At 54.5% G+C, this 18242-nt stretch carries 11 protein-coding genes; all 11 read right to left on the minus strand.

The features are described from left to right. Window positions 1–76 precede the first annotated feature (76 nt). Window positions 77–1369 carry an amino acid permease gene (locus F456_RS0112240; RefSeq protein ID WP_229675725.1) on the minus strand — a complete coding sequence of 431 codons (1293 nt, stop codon included), beginning with the start codon at window positions 1367–1369 and terminating at the stop codon, window positions 77–79. 338 nt (window positions 1370–1707) lie between these two features. Beyond that, entirely contained in the window at window positions 1708–2274 is a 567-nt protein-coding gene (locus tag F456_RS0112245; RefSeq protein WP_169577842.1) for an SUKH-4 family immunity protein, read from the minus strand. Between the two features lie 78 nt (window positions 2275–2352). Then, window positions 2353–2877, minus strand: coding sequence for a hypothetical protein (locus F456_RS22500; RefSeq protein ID WP_018977328.1), 525 nt, complete (start codon window positions 2875–2877; stop codon window positions 2353–2355). 113 nt (window positions 2878–2990) lie between these two features. Continuing rightward, window positions 2991–3851, minus strand: coding sequence for a hypothetical protein (locus F456_RS0112255; protein WP_018977329.1), 861 nt, complete (start codon window positions 3849–3851; stop codon window positions 2991–2993). 261 nt (window positions 3852–4112) lie between these two features. Next, entirely contained in the window at window positions 4113–7517 is a 3405-nt protein-coding gene (locus F456_RS0112260; protein WP_018977330.1) for a glycoside hydrolase 5 family protein, read from the minus strand. After that, window positions 7514–8833: a glycoside hydrolase family 125 protein gene (locus tag F456_RS0112265; protein WP_018977331.1), complete on the minus strand. Its 1320-nt coding sequence runs from the start codon at window positions 8831–8833 to the stop codon at window positions 7514–7516. Before F456_RS0112265 ends, F456_RS0112260 begins: the two co-directional genes overlap by 4 nt. Window positions 8834–9090: 257 nt before the next feature. Then, entirely contained in the window at window positions 9091–12252 is a 3162-nt protein-coding gene (locus F456_RS0112275) for an alpha-mannosidase (protein ID WP_018977333.1), read from the minus strand. Between the two features lie 7 nt (window positions 12253–12259). Then, window positions 12260–14611 carry a glycoside hydrolase family 3 N-terminal domain-containing protein gene (locus tag F456_RS0112280; protein ID WP_018977334.1) on the minus strand — a complete coding sequence of 784 codons (2352 nt, stop codon included), beginning with the start codon at window positions 14609–14611 and terminating at the stop codon, window positions 12260–12262. 141 nt (window positions 14612–14752) lie between these two features. Beyond that, a complete protein-coding gene (locus F456_RS0112285) occupies window positions 14753–15670 on the minus strand; it encodes a carbohydrate ABC transporter permease (protein WP_018977335.1) in 918 nt (305 codons plus the stop codon). 28 nt (window positions 15671–15698) lie between these two features. Next, a complete protein-coding gene (locus tag F456_RS0112290) occupies window positions 15699–16628 on the minus strand; it encodes an ABC transporter permease (protein WP_018977336.1) in 930 nt (309 codons plus the stop codon). A 102-nt stretch (window positions 16629–16730) separates the two neighbouring features. Continuing rightward, window positions 16731–18215: an ABC transporter substrate-binding protein gene (locus F456_RS0112295; protein ID WP_018977337.1), complete on the minus strand. Its 1485-nt coding sequence runs from the start codon at window positions 18213–18215 to the stop codon at window positions 16731–16733. Window positions 18216–18242: the final 27 nt, after the last annotated feature.

Genomic DNA, 18242 nt, shown 5'->3' on the forward strand with positions numbered 1-18242 from the left:
TTCGCAAGCAATCGCAGGCAATAAATAATGAAGCAATTCGGATTATGAAGCGATCCATCATCCGAATAGTCATGCTTCATGCCTCTGACTTTTTGAATTTCGCCACCGACCAGACAATCAGCAGCAGCAGAACACCTACACAGACGCCAATACTCAGCCGGTTCTGCGGATTAACCAAAAATCCTGCGGCGATTACTGCCAGAACGACAGCTGTAAGAGCCGTGATGTACGGATAACCCCAGATGCGGAAAGTCGGCGCTTTCGGATACTGCGGACGAAGCTTAAGCTGCGCCAGACAGACCGAACCCCAGACGATCAGCACGACGAATCCCGGTACCGCCAGTAGGAACGAGAACAGACTGTCTCCCGCAAAGAACGCCGCGACTGCGCCCAGCAGCAGAACTGCCGCACATAGGCGCAGACTGCCGACCGGCACACCTTTGTCCGTCGTTGCTGCCAATGCCTTGGGCGCTTCGCCTGCGGCAGCCATTGAATGAAGCATCCGCGTCGCTCCGTAAATGCTGGAGTTCGCCGCGGACAGTACCGCCGTCACCAGAATGAAGTTGATGATATGCGCCGCACTGCTTAACCCCGTCGCTTCCAGCACCTGTACAAACGGACTCGCCTGCCCGGCAAGCTGATTCCACGGAATCAATCCGCAGATAACCAGAATCGGCAGCGTATAGAAGAGTACAACGCGCACAATGAAGCTTTTGACGACTCTCGGCATTACTTTCTCGGCGTCTTTCGCTTCCGTCAGTGTCAGACCGATCAGCTCCGATCCTCCATAAGAAAACATGACGACAAGCAGCGCGGAAAAGATGGACAGCCAACCGTTAGGCAGGAATCCTCCATGCGCCGTGTAATTGATCAATCCTGGGGCTTCTCCGGTCGTACCTGGAATTAGTCCAAACAGCAGTCCGGCACCCAGAATGACAAATACGACAATCATCACAATCTTAATCCCGGCTAACCAGAATTCCGTTTCGCCGAAAGTTTCGACGCTCAGCCGATTGATGCCAAGAATCAGCGCAGCGCTGGCAAGGCTGAGTATCCATAAGGGTACGCCCGGCATCCAATACTGCAGGAATGATCCTGCCGCCACTACCTCTATCACGCATACGGTCAGCATCAGGAAGGCGTACAGCCAGCCGACGATAAATGCCGGACGAGGCCCGAAAGCCTGACGGACAAAGTCTTTCATATTGCGATTCGGGTAGACGCTCGCCAGTTCCGCGATCGCTCCCATTACGACCAGCAGCAGCAGACCGCCGAACAGGTACGTCAATACGACACCTGGTCCAGCCAATCCGATCGTCTCGGCGCTTCCTTTGAAGATGCCGGTTCCGATTACGCCGCCCATCGCCATAAAACTGATATGCCGGGGAAGCAGCTTCTTCTGAAGCTGTTCACCTTCCGGCTCATTGGTACGTTCCACTTCATGTTCCTCCGATTCTCTATCACAGTAATGCATACACGCGTTCGCGAGACGCACACTCTATCCTACAACAAAAATTGACAACCCGCATCAGATCACGAAAAAAATCACCGAACGGACTCAAAATGTCCATCGGTGAAGGAAGATCGCAGCCAATCGATATCGTGAGCGATTTTTTCGTTTCACACCGTCTTGTTCGCTTACCTAATATGTATAAACAATGAAGCTCTTTGAGGAACGGTTCCAATGAACGATACGGCTTTTCCTCCCTATCGTTCACGCTGCAGCCGCTCTTCTACTTCTTCCCTCCAAAATGTCCCTTGGGCGAATCCCGCAGGATCGATCCGGCCGAATTCGCGCACCATCCATTTCAGCGCATCCGGAGGAATATTACTTTCCAGAAAAGCATCGGGTCCGTTCTGGCGAATTGTTCGCTGTACCAGTTCCGCGTACACAAGCAGAAACTCCGCAAACTGCGGTATGGAAGAATTAATAAACCATTCGGTTCCACCTTGATCCATCCGAATACAGACGACCTGCGAACTTCCCGCTTTAAGGCAGACCGGATCGCCGTAACCTGTCGAACCAAGCAGCCAATAGGCTGAATATTGTTTGGGCATGCCAAAGGCTGTCTTCAGATCGGACAATCGGCCTTCATCTGACCGAAATTCCAAATACGGAGCCGAGTCTGCGGGCAGCCCGGCTTCACATAAAAAACGCCTGGCCTCTTCCGTAATCGGCACCTGTGCCAGCGCTTCGGGATCAAAGCGTTGAAGCGCGCCATCCACGGACGTATTCCAGGCGGTGTTAAATTGTTCGGGAGTTATCGTCGTCACGTCCGCCACCTCCATCTTCTGCCTTTCCTGCCTCGTCCCTTGAATGCGCATAAGATCGCTTTAAAACCTGGCCGGGGGCTAATTCCTTACCGGTTCGCAGCCTCCTTCGCTCTCTTCTCCACGCATTAGCGCCATCAGAAAGCGGTTCACCTTGTCTGCGTACAGCTCCGGCTGCTTATGCTTGATATCGAGCAGCATGTTCACGACCCGGCGCAGCGCACGTGCGGGAATCCCGCACAGGGCAGCGCTGTAAGCTTCAATATACGGAGCGCCCGGACGGTCGGCATGAAGCAGCATCCGATGCAGCCTTACGGCCCAACCTTCCGCCCTAGGAAAAAGGCATGGAACGCCCAAAGCCAAGTAACGCATGCTCTCTTCGATCCCGCAGCGATCCGAAATATAAAAAATAGTTTCCAACAAGTCGCCGGCCGCACTCGGTTCGATCACATCGTCCTCCAGCATTCGGCACAGATCCGGTATAATATCGGCTGAAGCTCTATGGCTTAACTCATTCAAAATATCGTTGAAACGCTCCAAATCATCGTCATTTCCGTCCAGATCGCGCATTCGATACAGCTCGTCCAGCAGCTTTCGGTCCGGCAAAGTGAATCGCCTCCGCTTCCTTCTGAATTTATTCGCGCATCTATATCATACCCCATTAAACGGTTAGCAAAAACCGTACCTTTCGGTACGGTTGAACTTGGTTCATTATGCGCTTAGTCCGCAATGGTCGAAAGTGAAGTGTAAATAAGCTCTGCGGCTTTTTTTTGATCCGCGCCTTCCGGCATGTGTATATGAAGAAGATAGCCTTTCTCCGGCGTCTCCCATAATGCGTATTGGTGTGTACCCTGCCCGCCTTCCGCCGAAAGGAACAATCGAGAGCGTACGAGCTGCTCCGGCGTATTCGCGCCCTTCAACTCGACCACTTTGCCGAACTGCCGGAGCTCGTTCTGGCCCTGCTTGCGGAGCGTTGCCAATGCGTATCCTGATTCAAGCGGCTTGACGATCGCGTAATAATCAGGGTTGTCGCTCATCGACAGCATATTCGTTTCGGCATCAAATTCAAAACCTTCCATCGCGTAGAGCGCATAACCATAACCTTCCACCAGCTTGCCTTTAACGGTATCCCCGCTGCCTATCAGATTGAACGAGTCGGTGCCCGGACGGTCACTGCCCGCACCCTTTTTGCCCTGCTTAGCCGGATCGGCCTTTTCGATGTCGGCTTTGCTCGCGTCTGCTCCGGTTTTGCTCGCGTCTGTTCCGGCTTTGTCAGCGTCGGAAGTATCAGCGTCACCTTTTGCAGAATTGTCTTTCGCAGAATCGTCTTCCGCCTGTTCGCTTCCGCCGCCTCCTGCAGCGTCCGCTTCTTCGCCAGACGCTTCATTGGAAGCATCTGCCTTATCTCCGTCGGCAGCTGCGGGATCTTCGACAGCTTCCTTATTATTTTCTGCAGTTATAGTCGTGTCGTCTGCCGGATCTGCCTGAGATGCGGTCTCCGACTCGTTTCCGCAGGCTGTCAGAGCTCCGCTCAGCAGCAGTACGCCAATCAAGCTTGCCGCACGGTTATAAGTTTTCATGGGGATGCACCTCCTAGAATAATTGACGAAAAGAATCGCTATTTAGTTATATAAGCGTCTTTCCGCACACTTTCACTTTTAACCCTAACCTGAATACCTGACGCAGGCTCCTTCGAAGAACCTAGCTTCCGACCTTCTTCTACCATGCCCGTTTACAGCGGATTGCAGATCGATCAGACATGAAGGTTACCCGGCAGCCTTCAATCCAAAAAAGAAGAACCCGCAAAGCCGCAAGGCAGCCCTGAAGGTTCTTCTTTTTACTTATTCGCCGCTCTCAATCTGCACTTCTTCCGGCCGATACACAGCCGTGACGTTACCTTTAACATCCGCTGCGAACAAGACCGATCGCTCGCTCTCTAGTATGAATGCATATCCAGTGCCTGTGACACGGTCGCGAACACGCACCTCCGTGTCCCAAGCATATTCGGACACGAACACATATAGACTGCCGCTTGCAAACTTCAGCTTACGGCCGTATACGCCGGCCAATTCGCCGCCGGCCAACCATTCCAGATCGTCTGTCACGCCCGCCTTCTCCGCGGCATAGCGGTACAGCTCGGCGATCGGTTCATCGCCTGTTCCCAGCTCAATCGGCAGCGGACTCCAGATCAGATGTCCTCTGCCGTTCGGCACGTCGAGCACGCGGTCCGCGCGACCATCCGAGTCGGCCGGAACTTCTTTGAGCGTCTCGGCAATTCGGCGTCCTCCGAAGGACACGGGCAGACGTCTGCCTTCAAGCTCCAGCATCTCTTCACGCCGTACGTTCGACAATGTACGAATACCGAGCAGCTTATCCGCCCGATCGGACTCGTGCCAGTAGGCATCGAGACCGGCCGGTCCGGTAATGACCAGCGTCGCATGCGTCGATTTGGCAATGCGCAGCAGCTTTTTCATGGAATCTTCGTCCATATTGTGCGGACTTGGCAGCAGAATGAGCTTGGCCGGATGCTGCTTCAGTACGTCGAGCCGATATTCGGATACTCCGCGGAACGGCAGCTTCAATCCGTAAGTCAGCACTCGGGTCAGGCGGTTCGTCGCCTCAACGGCAAACGAACGGTTTGAGAAATCGTTCGAATACGGATACACGACCGCCACATCTTCCAGTTCGCGGCCGACAAACAGATCGCGGATCTCTGCCATAAAGCGGCCGAAATCGTAAGACACGTCCGCCTCCGGCTTCTCCGTGCCATCGGCGCGCAGCGCACCGATATGCGACTCGTTGGCGTTATCCATATAGAAGTTCGTATTCCAGATCCACTGGATCGCACCGGCTCCGCCAGTCGAGAAAGCATATGCGTATTTGCGTTCCAGGAAATTGCGCAGCTCAAGCTCGCTGCGCTTCGCCCGGCCATCCGGCGTCTCCACATACATGATCCCGGTCTCCTGAATCAGATTGGGTTTATCGGGCGTTTTTGCGAATACACCATCCCAGACAAGACTGTCGTTCAGCCACCACGAATGTACAGTCGTATAATCGACCGCATCTTCGTAGAACAGCGGCGACGGCCGCTGTGCGCCCAATGCTTCATCCTGACCGACCGTTACCAGATGATTCGGCACCAACTGCTTAATCGAAGCCGTCAGTTCTGCGGCCCAGGCACTGTGAACTTCGACCGAGAATAGCGTGTAGTCGAGCCAGCGTGTGCCTTTCTTTCCTTTGTGCATATCCTGTACGTCAAAATTAATTTCGTGAAATTCCGGAATTGCGGCCGCCTCGAATGTCGGCAGTTCAGCCGGTGTCATATTCCAGTGCTCACGCAGTTCATGAATCGAACCGTGCCGCTTCTTGAGCCAAGTGACAAACGCAGCCTGTTCATATTCATCCCTCATGGAACGAGGGCCTTTCGAGAAAATCTGCGCCGGGTCGAACATCGACGGCTCGTTGATCAGATCCCAGTCGACAAGTGTCGTACTTGTATGACGGCTTACGATCGAACGGATAAATCTCTTCTGCGCCTCGACACTCTGCGGATCAAGATAAGGGTTCTTGCCTTCCCAAGTCTCCGGCGTGAATGAGAAGAACGTGAACGTAACATGCAGATTATGCTTCGCTGCCGTCAGCAGGAACGCGTCGATCGCTCTCAGCACTTCCTCGGAAGCGTGTCCGTCTACCTGCATAATATTGCGGTAAGCGGTCCAGATTCCGGTACGAATCCAGTTGATGCCGGCCTTGGCCATGGCGGCCATATCGCGGTCCCAGACTGCCGCATTCGGCAGAAACAAGAACTTGCGCGCCACATCGGACGTCATGTAAGTCATGCCGACGACCGGCATCGGCCGTCCGTCCTGAATGAAATAATCCCGGCCTGCCGAAATCGGCTTACCGGAAGAGAGAAGGACGTCATCACGTCCCCAGAAGCCCTGGGTAAGTACGCGAACTTCGCCTTCCGCCGATTCCGCGCGGCAGACGACCGTATACAATCCCGGTTCGATCTCGAAAGGAAGCGGAATATTCTGCGTGACCCAATCATGCGTCACGACAACTTCAAGCACCTGCGAGAAAACTTCTTCACCCGACGGCGAAGAGACAGATAGGCGGAAGGTCCAGGTGCCTGGAGCGATCTGCGAGATCAAACCTTGTTCTACTGCAGCATACTCCGTATCAGCTGCGTTCACTTCGTTCCTGAAAATTTGTTCCTTTTGCCGATTAGCCGCTTCGCCTTTACGCCCGGTTCCGGATTTGGCAATTCGCTCGATTTTGCCACCGGCAATCAGCCGGTCGACATCTTCCTGTCCCGCGAAAGCCGGCAGATCCGCCGGCATTCCTGCGCGCCGGATCTGCTGCGCGCGCAGCGTCAGCCGGGCACGCTCGCCAGGCTCGTATACGGCGCTGTGCGGCGCCAGAGACAGCTCGGCCGCTTCACGTCCGCAGAACGCCGCCCAGCGCGACAGCGCTTCAAGCCCTTCACCTTCCACCAGTGCCGCAGTCATCGGACGGTTTACGAACACCCAACGCGAGCCTGCGAACGGGCCGCGCACCTGCTCCCACAGCACGACGGGAGCGGCCACCGGCCGATTCGCGGCATCATAAGCCCGCAGCAGCGGCGTAATCCGAGTACTCATGGTACCGGCCGAGCCCATCTGCTCCGGCAGATCGGCGTCGCGGGTCGTATGCGGCACCAGATTCCAAGTACTGACGTTTGCTGCGTCCGAAGACACTCCGTTCTCTGCTTCCTCACCCGTTTCCGACGAAACGCCGGTGCCAAATAATCTTTCGTCGCCGCTCAGCAGCGGAAGTTCAGCCGCCGCTTCAAGCCGCTGCGCGCGACCGGCTTCTACCGGCAGCGTTTCATGAATGAACAGCTGCTGATGGTACCCCGTCTGCTCCGGACCGATCCGCCAACGTCCGCTTTCCTGCCGGACAGGACGCTTAAACGGCGCGCCGCCGACGCTGAGCAGTCCTCCGCCTTTTTTGAGAAACGCCAGAATACTGCTCCATGCACTCTCCGGGAAGTACGGCGCATGAAGATTGATCAGCACCCCGTTTCCGTCGCCGCAAAGATCGTTCAGTGCGTCGCCCAGATCCGCTGCGCTTGTCACAACGCCGTAGGCGCCGAGTTCTTTCATCCCCGGAAGCGGTCCGGAAGCCGGGAAGCTCGGATCGCGGAAAAAGATCAGCCGACTGTTGGGTGCTTCGGGCGCTTTTTTCAAATAAGTTGTATTCATAAAATCCCTTCTTTCATCGACTTGTATACGAGCTGCGAGAACAGACTGTTGGACCAGGCGAACCATGTACGCGTAAATATTTCCGGGTCGTCCGCATGAAATCCTTCGTGCATAAAGCCGGTGTCCGCATCCGTGTTCTCCAGCATTTCAATCATCTCCAGCTTCTCCTCTTTCGTCTGCGCCGTCAATCCCTGCATGGACAGCGCCATATGCCAGATATAGTTCGGCGGAGTATGGGGACTGCCGATTCCTCTGGCCGCCTCACCTTCATAATAGAAAGGATTTTCCTTGCTGAGCGCGAACCGTCTTGTATTTTGATATACGGGATCATCAGCGTCTGTATAACCCAGGTATGGAATAGACATCAGCCCAGGCGTACCGGCGTCGTCCATCAGACAGTAATTGCCGAAACCGTCCGTTTCGTACGCATAGATCGGTCCGAATTCCGGATGACGGTAAATGCCGTATAACCGGATACCGCGATCGATTTCCTGCTCCAACTTTTTCAGCTCCAGCACATAAGACTGATCCCGGAAAATCCATTCGAAAAATTCCTGCATCTGCCGCAGTGCGACGACCGCAAACATATTGCCCGGAATATTGTAATGAAAATCGCAGGCATCGTCACTGGAGCGGAAACCCGACCAGACCATGCCTGTGTAATTGACGGGCATACCGAGACCACCGTTTTGCAGTGAGTCGTGCTCTATACCATTATCGCGGGAGAATCGGTACGGCGACTTTTCGAAGTGATGCTGCTCCGTGCGGAACACGTTGACGATCTCTTCCATAGCAAGGCGGAAACTTTCGTCAAAAATGTCCGTCAGCTCCGTTTCCTTCCAATAGAGATAAGCCAGACGCACGACGAAGCAGAGCGAATCGATTTCGAATTTGCGCTCCCATACCCATGGGGACATTTCGGTACCGTCGTTCTTGTTCCAATGCCAGTCGTTGGCCGATTCGTTGAACGCATTGGCATAAGGATCGATCCGCACGTACTGGATATGCCGCTTGATCAAGCCTCCAATGATGCGCTGCAGATCTTCGTCCCTTTTGGCCAAAGGAAGATAATGAATCACCTGCTCGACAGAATCCCGCAGCCAGCTGGCCGGAATATCGCCGGTGATAATGAAGGTGGTGCCGTCGTCCATCAATTTGGTCGTTGTCTCAAGTGTGTTCGGAAAGCAGTTCTTGAACAGTTTCAGCAGCTTGGGACGATGGGCCAGCGCAGTATCCGCTTCGGTCAGCACCTCCTGTACGGCCTGCGGCAGATCGAATTTCGGCATCGGGATCCGGGGAAGTCTGAATTGTTCCAAGAGAATCGCTCCTTCGTGTATGTATAAGATTCGGCTTCGCGTTCAGATCAGTTGGCTATCCAATAAACTTCTTCTCAAATAAAAACCGGCGCGCCGCAAAAACCGTTTGGGCCGTAACAAGCGGCTTTCGGATTTCTGCGGAGCGCCGGCAGCAGAATGATGCCCGGATGATTATCCGTTTGCGACGTTCCGTTTTTCAATAAAGAGCTCTTCTTAATGTCAGTTCTTTGGGCCAGCGCAGAGTTTTGGAAAAACGCTCAGCCTCGGATCAATTTGATCGTCTTGATCTCATACGGCTTGAACGATAGCGATACAGCGGTGCTGTCGATCAGCTCCAATTCCTCGCCGTCTTCCTCCAATGCACCTGACAATACAGCCCGTTCAAACGCATGACGCCAATTCAATATGACCGTCTCCCGGCCGCCTGCCGACTCATACATTCGCACAATAATGCCGCTTCCGTCTTCGGCTGGCTTGACCGTATCCAGTATAACATGCTCACCCGTGAAGAGAACGAGTGTCATTGAAGACGGAAGATCGCCCGCATGCGTTGTTGTTCGCACCACCGGAAGCGTTTGATTAAGCGCCGCTGCGGCCTGCACAGTGTTCGCGCTTCTCCAGTCGCCGCGATGCGGATACAGCGAATACGTGAAATCATGCTCGCCCAGATCGGCTTGGGTATCCGGCCATTTTGGCGCTCTCAGCAGAGAGAGTCTAAGGGTACTGCCTTGAATATCATAGCCATATTTACAATCGTTCAGCAGGCTGACGCCGTATCCGCGTTCGGACACGTCGGCGAACCGGTGTCCGCACACTTCAAACTGCGCCTGTTCCCAGCTCGTATTCCGATGGGTCGGACGCTCCAGCGAGCCGAACGGAATCTCGTACGTCGCTTTCTCTGTCAGTACATCGACCGGGAAAGATACTTTCAGCAGCTTATGCGCTTCATGCCAAGACACATGGGTCTTGAAATCGATGCGGCGGTCGTATTTGTAGAAGATGACGTCCTGCTCAATGATGGATTGGTTCAGCTTCCAACGGAAACGCAGGATATCACGCACGCCGCCGGACGTAACGACCGAGAGTTCCAGCAGCTGCACTTTGCCCGCCGACTGTTTTTCAAAACGCGGATCAATGTCCCAGGCATCCCATTCCGTCGGACGATCATGGAAGAACTGGAATACATTTGCCGCCTCGCCCGGTTTGATGATCTCGCGCTCCGCTTCTTTGTCGAACAGGGACAAGATCTCGCCGAGTTCGTTGAAACGCACCGTATAATGCGGCGTGTGCCATACATCGGGGAATCCGGAATCCGATAGCGGTGCCGCTTGTCCGGCGAGGTCGACAGCTTGATCTGCGCTTCCTCCTCCGCTTCCTACCGTTTCTGCCGAACGCAGCCAGATCGTCGTATAACCGAGTGCGGGAATATTCGGAATGAATACAGTGAGCCTGCCGCTTGCCGCATCGTAATCTCCTTCAAGACGAGCACCTTCCGAGTCGTACGCCGCTCCCGATTCCGCATTCTCAATTTCCACAACCGCAAAACGATTCCAACCTAAACTGTTGAAAACGACATACGGTGTTCCTTCGCCCTCGGTGTTAATCCGATCCGTCAGTGCCTTTGTGCCGATATTGAGTCCTTTGAAGCCTTCAGTAAATACTTCATCGTACTCGGAGTCGGAAGTCACGTACGTTTCCATAATGGCCGAGCCCGGAATAATATCGTGAAATTGGTTAAGCAGGATCAGCTTCCAGCCTCTATGCAGGGATTCCACTGCTTCGCCGTAACCGGCATGTGTTTGCAAAGCAGACAGCGTCCCATTCGCATCCGCAGCCAGCACATTCCACAGCTCCGCTTCGCGGTACAGCACTTCCGCTTTACGGTTGGCCCGCTTGTTATACGCATGCGTCGTATACGTGCCGCGGTGCAGCTCCAGATACAGATCGCCGCGCCAGACCGGAAGATCCGGAGCTGCCTGACGGATTCCGTCGAAGAATTCCGCAGCCGTGCCGTAACGACTCGAAGGTTGACCAACCATGAGATCTGCACGGTCGATGTATTCCAGCATTTCGCGCGTAACGCCGCCTCCTCCGTCGCCGTGTCCGTACAGCAGCATCTGCTCCGGGTGCCTGTCCTTCTGCCGATAAGACTGCCAATGTTCATGAACGTCTTTGGGATGCGTGTGCTCATTGACGCCGTGGTTCAGGTACGACAGAATTGGCGTACCGTCAATGCCTACCCAGTGGAACAGGTCGTAAGGGAACGTATTCGTATCGTTCCAATTCAATTTGGTCGTCATAAAATATTCCACGCCGCCGTGTTTTAAGATCTGCGGCAGGGACGCGCAGTAGCCGAATGTATCGGGCAGCCACTCAATATGCGAAATTTTGCCGAACTCCTCCCGGTAGAAACGCTGTCCGTACAGCATCTGCCGCATTAACGACTCGCCGCTCGGAATGTTGAGATCCGGTTCGACCCACATCCCTCCGACCAGTTCCCAGCGCCCTTCCTTGATCCGCTCTTTGACTCTTTCGTACAGCTCGGGATCGTTGTTTTTGAGAAACTCGAATAGGATCGGCTGGCTCTGCGTGTACAGATAACCCGGGTATTCGCGCATCAGCGCATCAACGCTTGCGAATGTCCGGCTCGTCTTACGCACCGTCTCCCGCACCGGCCACAGCCAAGCGATATCGATATGCGACTGACCGACCATAATTTCCTGACCTTCTGCATAGTTACCGCCAATCTCGCGCGTGCGTATCCGCAGTCGTTCTTCGATCCCCGACACGACCGAGCCTTCAAGCACTTCTTCTTCGTTCAGATCCGTAAAAGCGTCCATCGCATCGTGCAGCGCTTCCAGCAGCCGAACACGGCGGAAATCGCTCTCCGGCAGCAGCTCTGCCGAATCGCGCACGACCGTCACCGTGTACATCAAACTGCGTACCGGTTCGTTCGGCAGAACGATCAAGCTGCGTACCGCCGTGATCGGCGGCTTGATTGTCGCCTGTTCGTTCAGCGGATCATACGGTTCCGGAATAATATCGAACATCTCGATCTCAAGCTCCGGTTCAGGGCCGACAAGGTTCAGGTCGAGTGTGGCGTACGTGTGATTGTCGTCGATCCCCTGCCATGATTGTCTGTTCACTCGCAGCAGCCCTTCCCCTCCGCAGTCGAAGATCAGACCCACAGTGTCCGAGTTCCAGTCGGCCGGCAGGCGGAGCTTTGTACGGAAGAAATAGGTTGTACCGTTACGGCTTGGAAAAGGATTCAGTTCCGCTCCCTGAGGATAAGGCTCAATATCCGTATATTGCCCCGGAAGTCCGTACGTGGAGCGGGTAATGTCCCAGTCCTTCCATTCCATCTGTTTCAGCCACTGCTTCTGGGACAGTTCCCGAATAAAACGTTTCAAACGCTGCATCTATGCCTCAACCCTCTCCTACGATTAAATCGATACTCTGCGTATGCTCGACACTGCTGCCGATCTTAACCCGGAACAATCCGGGCTCAACGATCGATACATAGTCTGGTCCGATATAACGAAGCTGCTCCGCCCCAATCTCAAATTCAACTTCCCGACTTTCTCCAGGCGCAAGCCGAATTTTCCGGAAACCTTTCAATTCATTGAGGGGACGGGTTACGGCACTGGACATATCGGAAATGTACAGCTGTACGACTTCCGCTCCTTCATGTTTGCCGGTATTCGTGACCACTGCAGACAGTGTCACTGTACCGCCTGCTGCAATAAATTCCGGCGACACCCGAACTTCGGACAGCACCGGCTTCGAATATTCAAAAGACGTGTAGCTCAGCCCATAGCCGAACGGATAACGCGGCTTCGAGTCGTCTTCCAAGTATCGCCTGCCGCGTGAACGTTTGCCCCGGTAGTGTACAGGGAGCTGTCCGACATGCTTCGGAATCGAAAGGGTCAGCCGGCCCGACGGATTCACGTCACCCAGCAGAATATCCGCGATTGCGTGCCCGCCTTCTTGTCCCGGATACCAAGCCTGCAGCAGGCCGGGAATCTGCTCTTCCACCCAGGGTTCCGCAACGGGACGTCCGCCGATATAGACGACAATAACAGGCCTGCCGGCAGCCGCCGCATAAACTTCGCGGATCAAGCCGAGCTGAACGCCCGATAACCCCAGCGTCATCCGGTCGATCCCTTCGCCGCAGTCCATGTCGCTGATCGCTTCTCCCGTGACCATCGAGGCTCCGGTGCGCAGATCGATCGTGCCTTCGCCGAAATCGCGGGCACTCGATCCGCCCATGACCAGGACGACGGCGTCTGCCTGCGCCGCGCATTCCAGTGCCCGTCCGAAGCCTTCGCGCGACTCCCCGCGAATACGACAGCCCGGCGCATACAGCACGCGCTCTGTCCCCAGCCGCTCGGTCAGGCCGCGCAGCACGGTCGCGACGCTTCCTTCTGGCTGCGGCGACGTATAATCGCCGAGCTGGTTGTAACCGCGGTCCGCATTGGGACCGATCACCGCCACCCTGCCGATCTCCTTCGGCAGGGGCAGCACATTTCCGTCGTTCTTCAGCAGAACGACGCTCTCAGCGGCTAGCTGCCTGGCCAGCCGCGCATGCTTCTCGCAGCCGATGATTTCGGCCGCTCTCTTCGCGTCGGCGTACGGACGCTCGAACAGCCCGAGCCGAAATTTCAGCTTCAACACGCGCAGCGCGGCACGGTCAAGCACCTGCGGCTCAAGCTTGCCCGCCTCGAACGCCGACAGTAAATAGCGGCCGAACATCTCGCCGGACATCTCCATGTCGATGCCTGCACGAATCGACTGCAGCGCCGCCTCTTCGCCATCCTCTGCCGTATCGTGTCCGCTTGCCAGCATATCGATTGCCCCGCAGTCCGTAATGACCGGACCGTCGAAGCCCCATTCGTCTCGTAGGATGCCACTGAGCAGCCGCTCGTTCGTTGTACACGGCACGCCGTCGATCTCATTGTAAGCCGGCATGATGGAAGCCGCTCCCGCCCGCACCGCGCGTTCAAACGGATACAAATCGGTCTCGAGCAGCTCCCGCCAACCCATATGTACCGGACCCGCATTCCGCCCTCCTTCGGAACTGCCGTAGCCTGCGAAGTGCTTCAGCGTCGCCGCTACGCTGTGCGCGCTGTCCAAGCTCTCACCCTGCAGCCCTTCAACCGCCGCCACGGCCATCTCTCCGATCAGAAACGGATCTTCTCCATAACACTCCTCCGTCCGTCCCCAACGGGGATCGCGTACGACGTCGAGTACCGGCGAGTAGGTGGCCGCGCCGCCCTGCGCCCGTGTCTCCGCTGCAACTGCCCGGCACATTTCCCGGTACAGTTCCGTATTCCAGGTGCTGCCGATTGCGAGCGGAACCGGAAACACCGTCGCTCCGATCGCCATATGACCGTGCGAACACTCCTCCCCAATCAGCAGCGGAATACCGAGTCTGGAATGCTCCACCGCGCAGCGCTGGATTTCATTGACCGCTTCGGCACCTTCTGCCGGAGACAAGCCCGTCTCCAGCGTAACACCCGTCCAAGGATCCGCTCTGAGCGTACCGTACAGCGAACCGACATCTCCTTGACGCACCTGTTCCCTGAACTTTTCCGTAAGTTCTGTTCGGCCATCTCCGCGCGAGTAGGTCATCCAACCGAACGGCTGAACCAGCTGACCAACCTTCTCTCGAGCCGTCATTGCCGAAAGCAGGCGCTCGGCACGCTCTTCGGCCGGCAGCTCCGCATCCATCCAAGATCTTTCCTGCAGTGTACTCGTAGGCCGTCTACGTTCTGTCATCACCGACACTCCTCCTTCACAGGTGGACATCCTTAGAATTCGTCACATCCTTTTCCCTGTCCGCTTCATCCAATCTTTTGGCCGTATCTGTTCCCTTGTCCTATCCCTGTCGTCTTAGGCTCCGAAGCACGCATCCTTTTTCTACTCTTTTACCGCTCCCAGAGTCAGACCTTGTACAAAGTAACGCTGGAAGAACGGGTAAGCGAAAATGATCGGCAGCGTTGCCAGCACCACCATCGCCATCCGTGCCGTATCCTGCGGAAGCGACTGCAGCGCAGCCATGCTGATATTGCTGTTGGCCGAATTCTGCTGAATAAACTGCATACTGGTCTCGATCCGCATCAGCATCGACTGCAGCGGCACCAGATTCGGATCGTCAATGTACAGCAGTGCGTTAAACCAGTCGTTCCAATACCCCAGCGTACTGAACAATCCGATTGTAGCCAGACCCGGCAGGGAAAGCGGCACAATGATTTTGAAAAAAATACGGAATTCGCCGGCGCCGTCTATTTTGCCCGATTCAACGAGTGCATCCGGCACGCTGGTGGCGTAGAACGTACGCAGGATCATGACGTAAAAGGCGTTCATCGCCAGTGGAAGTATAAGCGCCCATAGACTATTTTTCAGACCGAGCAGCTGCGCTACGATCATGTAGGTTGGGATGATGCCGCCGTTGAACAGCATCGTGAGAATCGCGAAGACTGAGAAGAAGCGGCGGTACCGGAAATTGCGGCGCGAGATCGCATACGAATACAGCGAGATCATAAACAAGCTGAGTATCGTGCCGATGACCGTTACTGCGATCGTAACGCCGTAAGCACGCAGCAGCGTATCTCCGCTTTCAAAAATGTACTGATAAGCGCCTAGACTCCATTTGGATGGAATCAGCCGGTAGCCTTCGCTTGCCAGCACGCTTTCGTCCGTCAGGGAGATGATCACGACAAAGATAAAGGGAAAGACGCACATAAAAGCAAAAATACCGGCAAAAAGGTTAAACAGCACATTCCATACTGGTGTAATCTGTTGAAAATCGCGGATCGCTTTCGCTTTGCGGGCCATGAAGACACTCTCCTTTCTTATTGTCCGTTTAGAACAGCGAACTGTCCTTGTCGACCCGGCGCACGACATAATTCGCAACGATAACCAGAGTGAAGCCGACAATCGATTGATAAAGTCCCGCAGCGGCGCTCATGCCGATTTCCCCGGTTGTCATCAACCCGCGATAGACATAGGTATCGATAACGTTCGTGACAGAATACAGCGTACCGGAATCTCTCGGCACCTGATAAAACAACCCGAAGTCCGCATAGAAAATCCGGCCCACGGCCAGCAGCGTCATAATCGTGATGATCGGTGTCAGCATTGGAATGGTAATGCTGCGAATCTGCTGCCATTTGTTGGCCCCGTCGATCATCGCCGCTTCGTACAGGGATCGGTCGATCCCCATAATCGCCGCCAGATAGACGACACTGTTATAACCGACCATTTTCCAAAGATTGACCAGCACCAGGATATACGGCCAATACTTTGGATCGGAATACCATTGAACAGGTTCCATGCCTACCCATCCCAACATCTGGTTCAGCAGTCCTCGGTCCATGCTCAAGAAGCTGAACACGAAGTATCCGACGATCACCCAAGAGAGAAAATAAGGCAGGAACATGCCCGTCTGATAAATTTTCGACATCTTCCGGCTGACCAGCTCGGACAAAATAATCGCCATCAGAACGGAGAACACTAGGCCGAGTGCAATAAACGCGATGTTATACAGCAGCGTATTGCGCGTAATGACGAAGGCGTCTTCCGTGCTGAACAGAAATTTGAAGTTGTCCCAGCCGACCCAATCGCTGTTGATGATACTCGCCCAGAATCCTTGACGGCTGAAACGGTATTCTTTGAACGCTACGATTGTGCCTACAAGGGGCAGATACGAGAAGAAAAAGAACCAGATTGCACCCGGCAGCACCATGAACAGCAGCACTTTATTTCGGTTTAGGTTTTTAAAAAAGTTTCCCATGTCTTTGTCATCCTCCTTGTCACCCCAAAATTGGGATAAAAAAGGGATCGGGCGTCCGCCTGCCCGCCCGATCCCTTTTTGCATTGCCTGCGCAAACTTTGTTTAAGCTCCGTTCTCCGCTTTCCAGGCATCCAGCTGAGATTGCGCTTCGGCCATCACTTTCTCAAGACCGGCCTGATTGAATTTCTCGATCGCCTGCGGCAGATAGGTTTCCGGATCGACCGTACCGGTCATCAGAGAGGACCAGAACTGTTCCTTCACGTTTTGCACGGCGGCAAGTTCGGAAGATACGTTCTTCGGATCGAAGTTGAAGCTCAGGATCGGAGAGTTCGTACCCGATTCATTGAACGCTTCGAACTCGTCCCATTTGTTGTCCGGATCGTTCGGGTTCAAGTAGAGCAGCATGTTGTTGCCGAGCGAATAGGACGGCATATCGTAATTTTTCGACTCCGGCAGGTTTTCCATCCGGTTGTCGCCTGTCTTTTTGTAATGAGTTCCTTCGATACCGGAGTCCACCATATTGCGCAGCGTCGCGTCTGTATTCAGCAGATTCAGGAACTGCATCGCTTTTTCCGGGTATTCCGAGTTGGCCGAGATTGCCATCATGGAGCCTTGAACAGAGTTGTTTGTAATAATCGGATCGCTGGCTGGTGTCGAGACGACCGGATAGCCGTAGCTTGCGCTCCATGAATTATCCGCGAGCGGCTGTGTCTGCGCCCGATCAAGCAGCCATTTTCCGGAGTTCATCAAGTCTCCCGTTGAACCCGTTGTTGCCGCTTCCGGTGCAATATAGCCTGCTTTGTAATATTTGTGCATCGTGGTGAGTGCCTCTTTCATCTCAGGCGTTTCCAGAATGTTTACGATCTTGTAGTCCGTCGTGTCCAACTTGACGGCCATCGGCAGATTTTGAATGACGTAGTCGTAAGGCACATAAGGCACGTAGTTTTTATCCATGGCGAACGGCGTAATGTCTGGCGACTTTTCTTTTGCCGTTTTGAGCAGCGGCTCTAGGCTGTCCAGAGTGCGAACACTGCTGATATCGAGGCCGTACTCGTCGACCAGCGTTTTATTGAAGCGCCATACTTCCTGCTGCGGCAGCTCTTTGTTAGCCGGGATTGCATAGTTATGGCCGTCAACCTTGGAGCCTTCGAGGAAAGCCGGGTTGATCGTACTTTTAAGATCTTGTCCATGCTCGTCCAGCAGCGAGTCCAATTCCATAAATGCGCCTTTTCGCGCATTCTGTACGTAATCGAAGCCGCCCGACGAAGTGAAGATAATATCCATTGGCTCACCGGAAGCGACCAGCACCTGCATTTTCTGCTGATAGTCGCCCCAATCAATCATTTTCATCGTAACGGTGGCGCCGATCTTCTCGGTCGTATATTTGCTGACTTCGGCCATGACCGTGTCGACGTCTTTTTGCGGCGTACCGATGGTATACCAGATCAGCTCAACTGGATTATCCGCATCCCCTTCACCGCCCGAAGCCGAACTTCCGCCCCCGCCTCCACCGCAAGCGGAAAGAATCAAACTGAATGCCGTAAGCATGGTGATTGCAATCGAGAATCTTTTTTTGCCTTTTTGCATAAAATAGACCTCCTTTTTTTGAACTGC

Origin of the sequence: Saccharibacillus kuerlensis DSM 22868 (assembly GCF_000378145.1) — a bacterium.
Lineage (GTDB): Bacteria > Bacillota > Bacilli > Paenibacillales > Paenibacillaceae > Saccharibacillus > Saccharibacillus kuerlensis.

What these genes read in the sequence shown, in the direction of transcription:
- F456_RS0112240 (WP_229675725.1), bottom strand. Translation starts at nt 1,369, where the DNA reads ATGGCGATGGGCGGCGTAATCGGAACCGGCATCTTCAAAGGAAGCGCC.
- F456_RS0112255 (WP_018977329.1), bottom strand. Translation starts at nt 3,851, where the DNA reads ATGAAAACTTATAACCGTGCGGCAAGCTTGATTGGCGTACTGCTGCTG.
- F456_RS0112260 (WP_018977330.1), bottom strand. Translation starts at nt 7,517, where the DNA reads ATGAATACAACTTATTTGAAAAAAGCGCCCGAAGCACCCAACAGTCGG.
- F456_RS0112275 (WP_018977333.1), bottom strand. Translation starts at nt 12,252, where the DNA reads ATGCAGCGTTTGAAACGTTTTATTCGGGAACTGTCCCAGAAGCAGTGG.
- F456_RS0112280 (WP_018977334.1), bottom strand. Translation starts at nt 14,611, where the DNA reads ATGACAGAACGTAGACGGCCTACGAGTACACTGCAGGAAAGATCTTGG.
- F456_RS0112285 (WP_018977335.1), bottom strand. Translation starts at nt 15,670, where the DNA reads ATGGCCCGCAAAGCGAAAGCGATCCGCGATTTTCAACAGATTACACCA.
- F456_RS0112290 (WP_018977336.1), bottom strand. Translation starts at nt 16,628, where the DNA reads ATGGGAAACTTTTTTAAAAACCTAAACCGAAATAAAGTGCTGCTGTTC.
- F456_RS0112295 (WP_018977337.1), bottom strand. Translation starts at nt 18,215, where the DNA reads ATGCAAAAAGGCAAAAAAAGATTCTCGATTGCAATCACCATGCTTACG.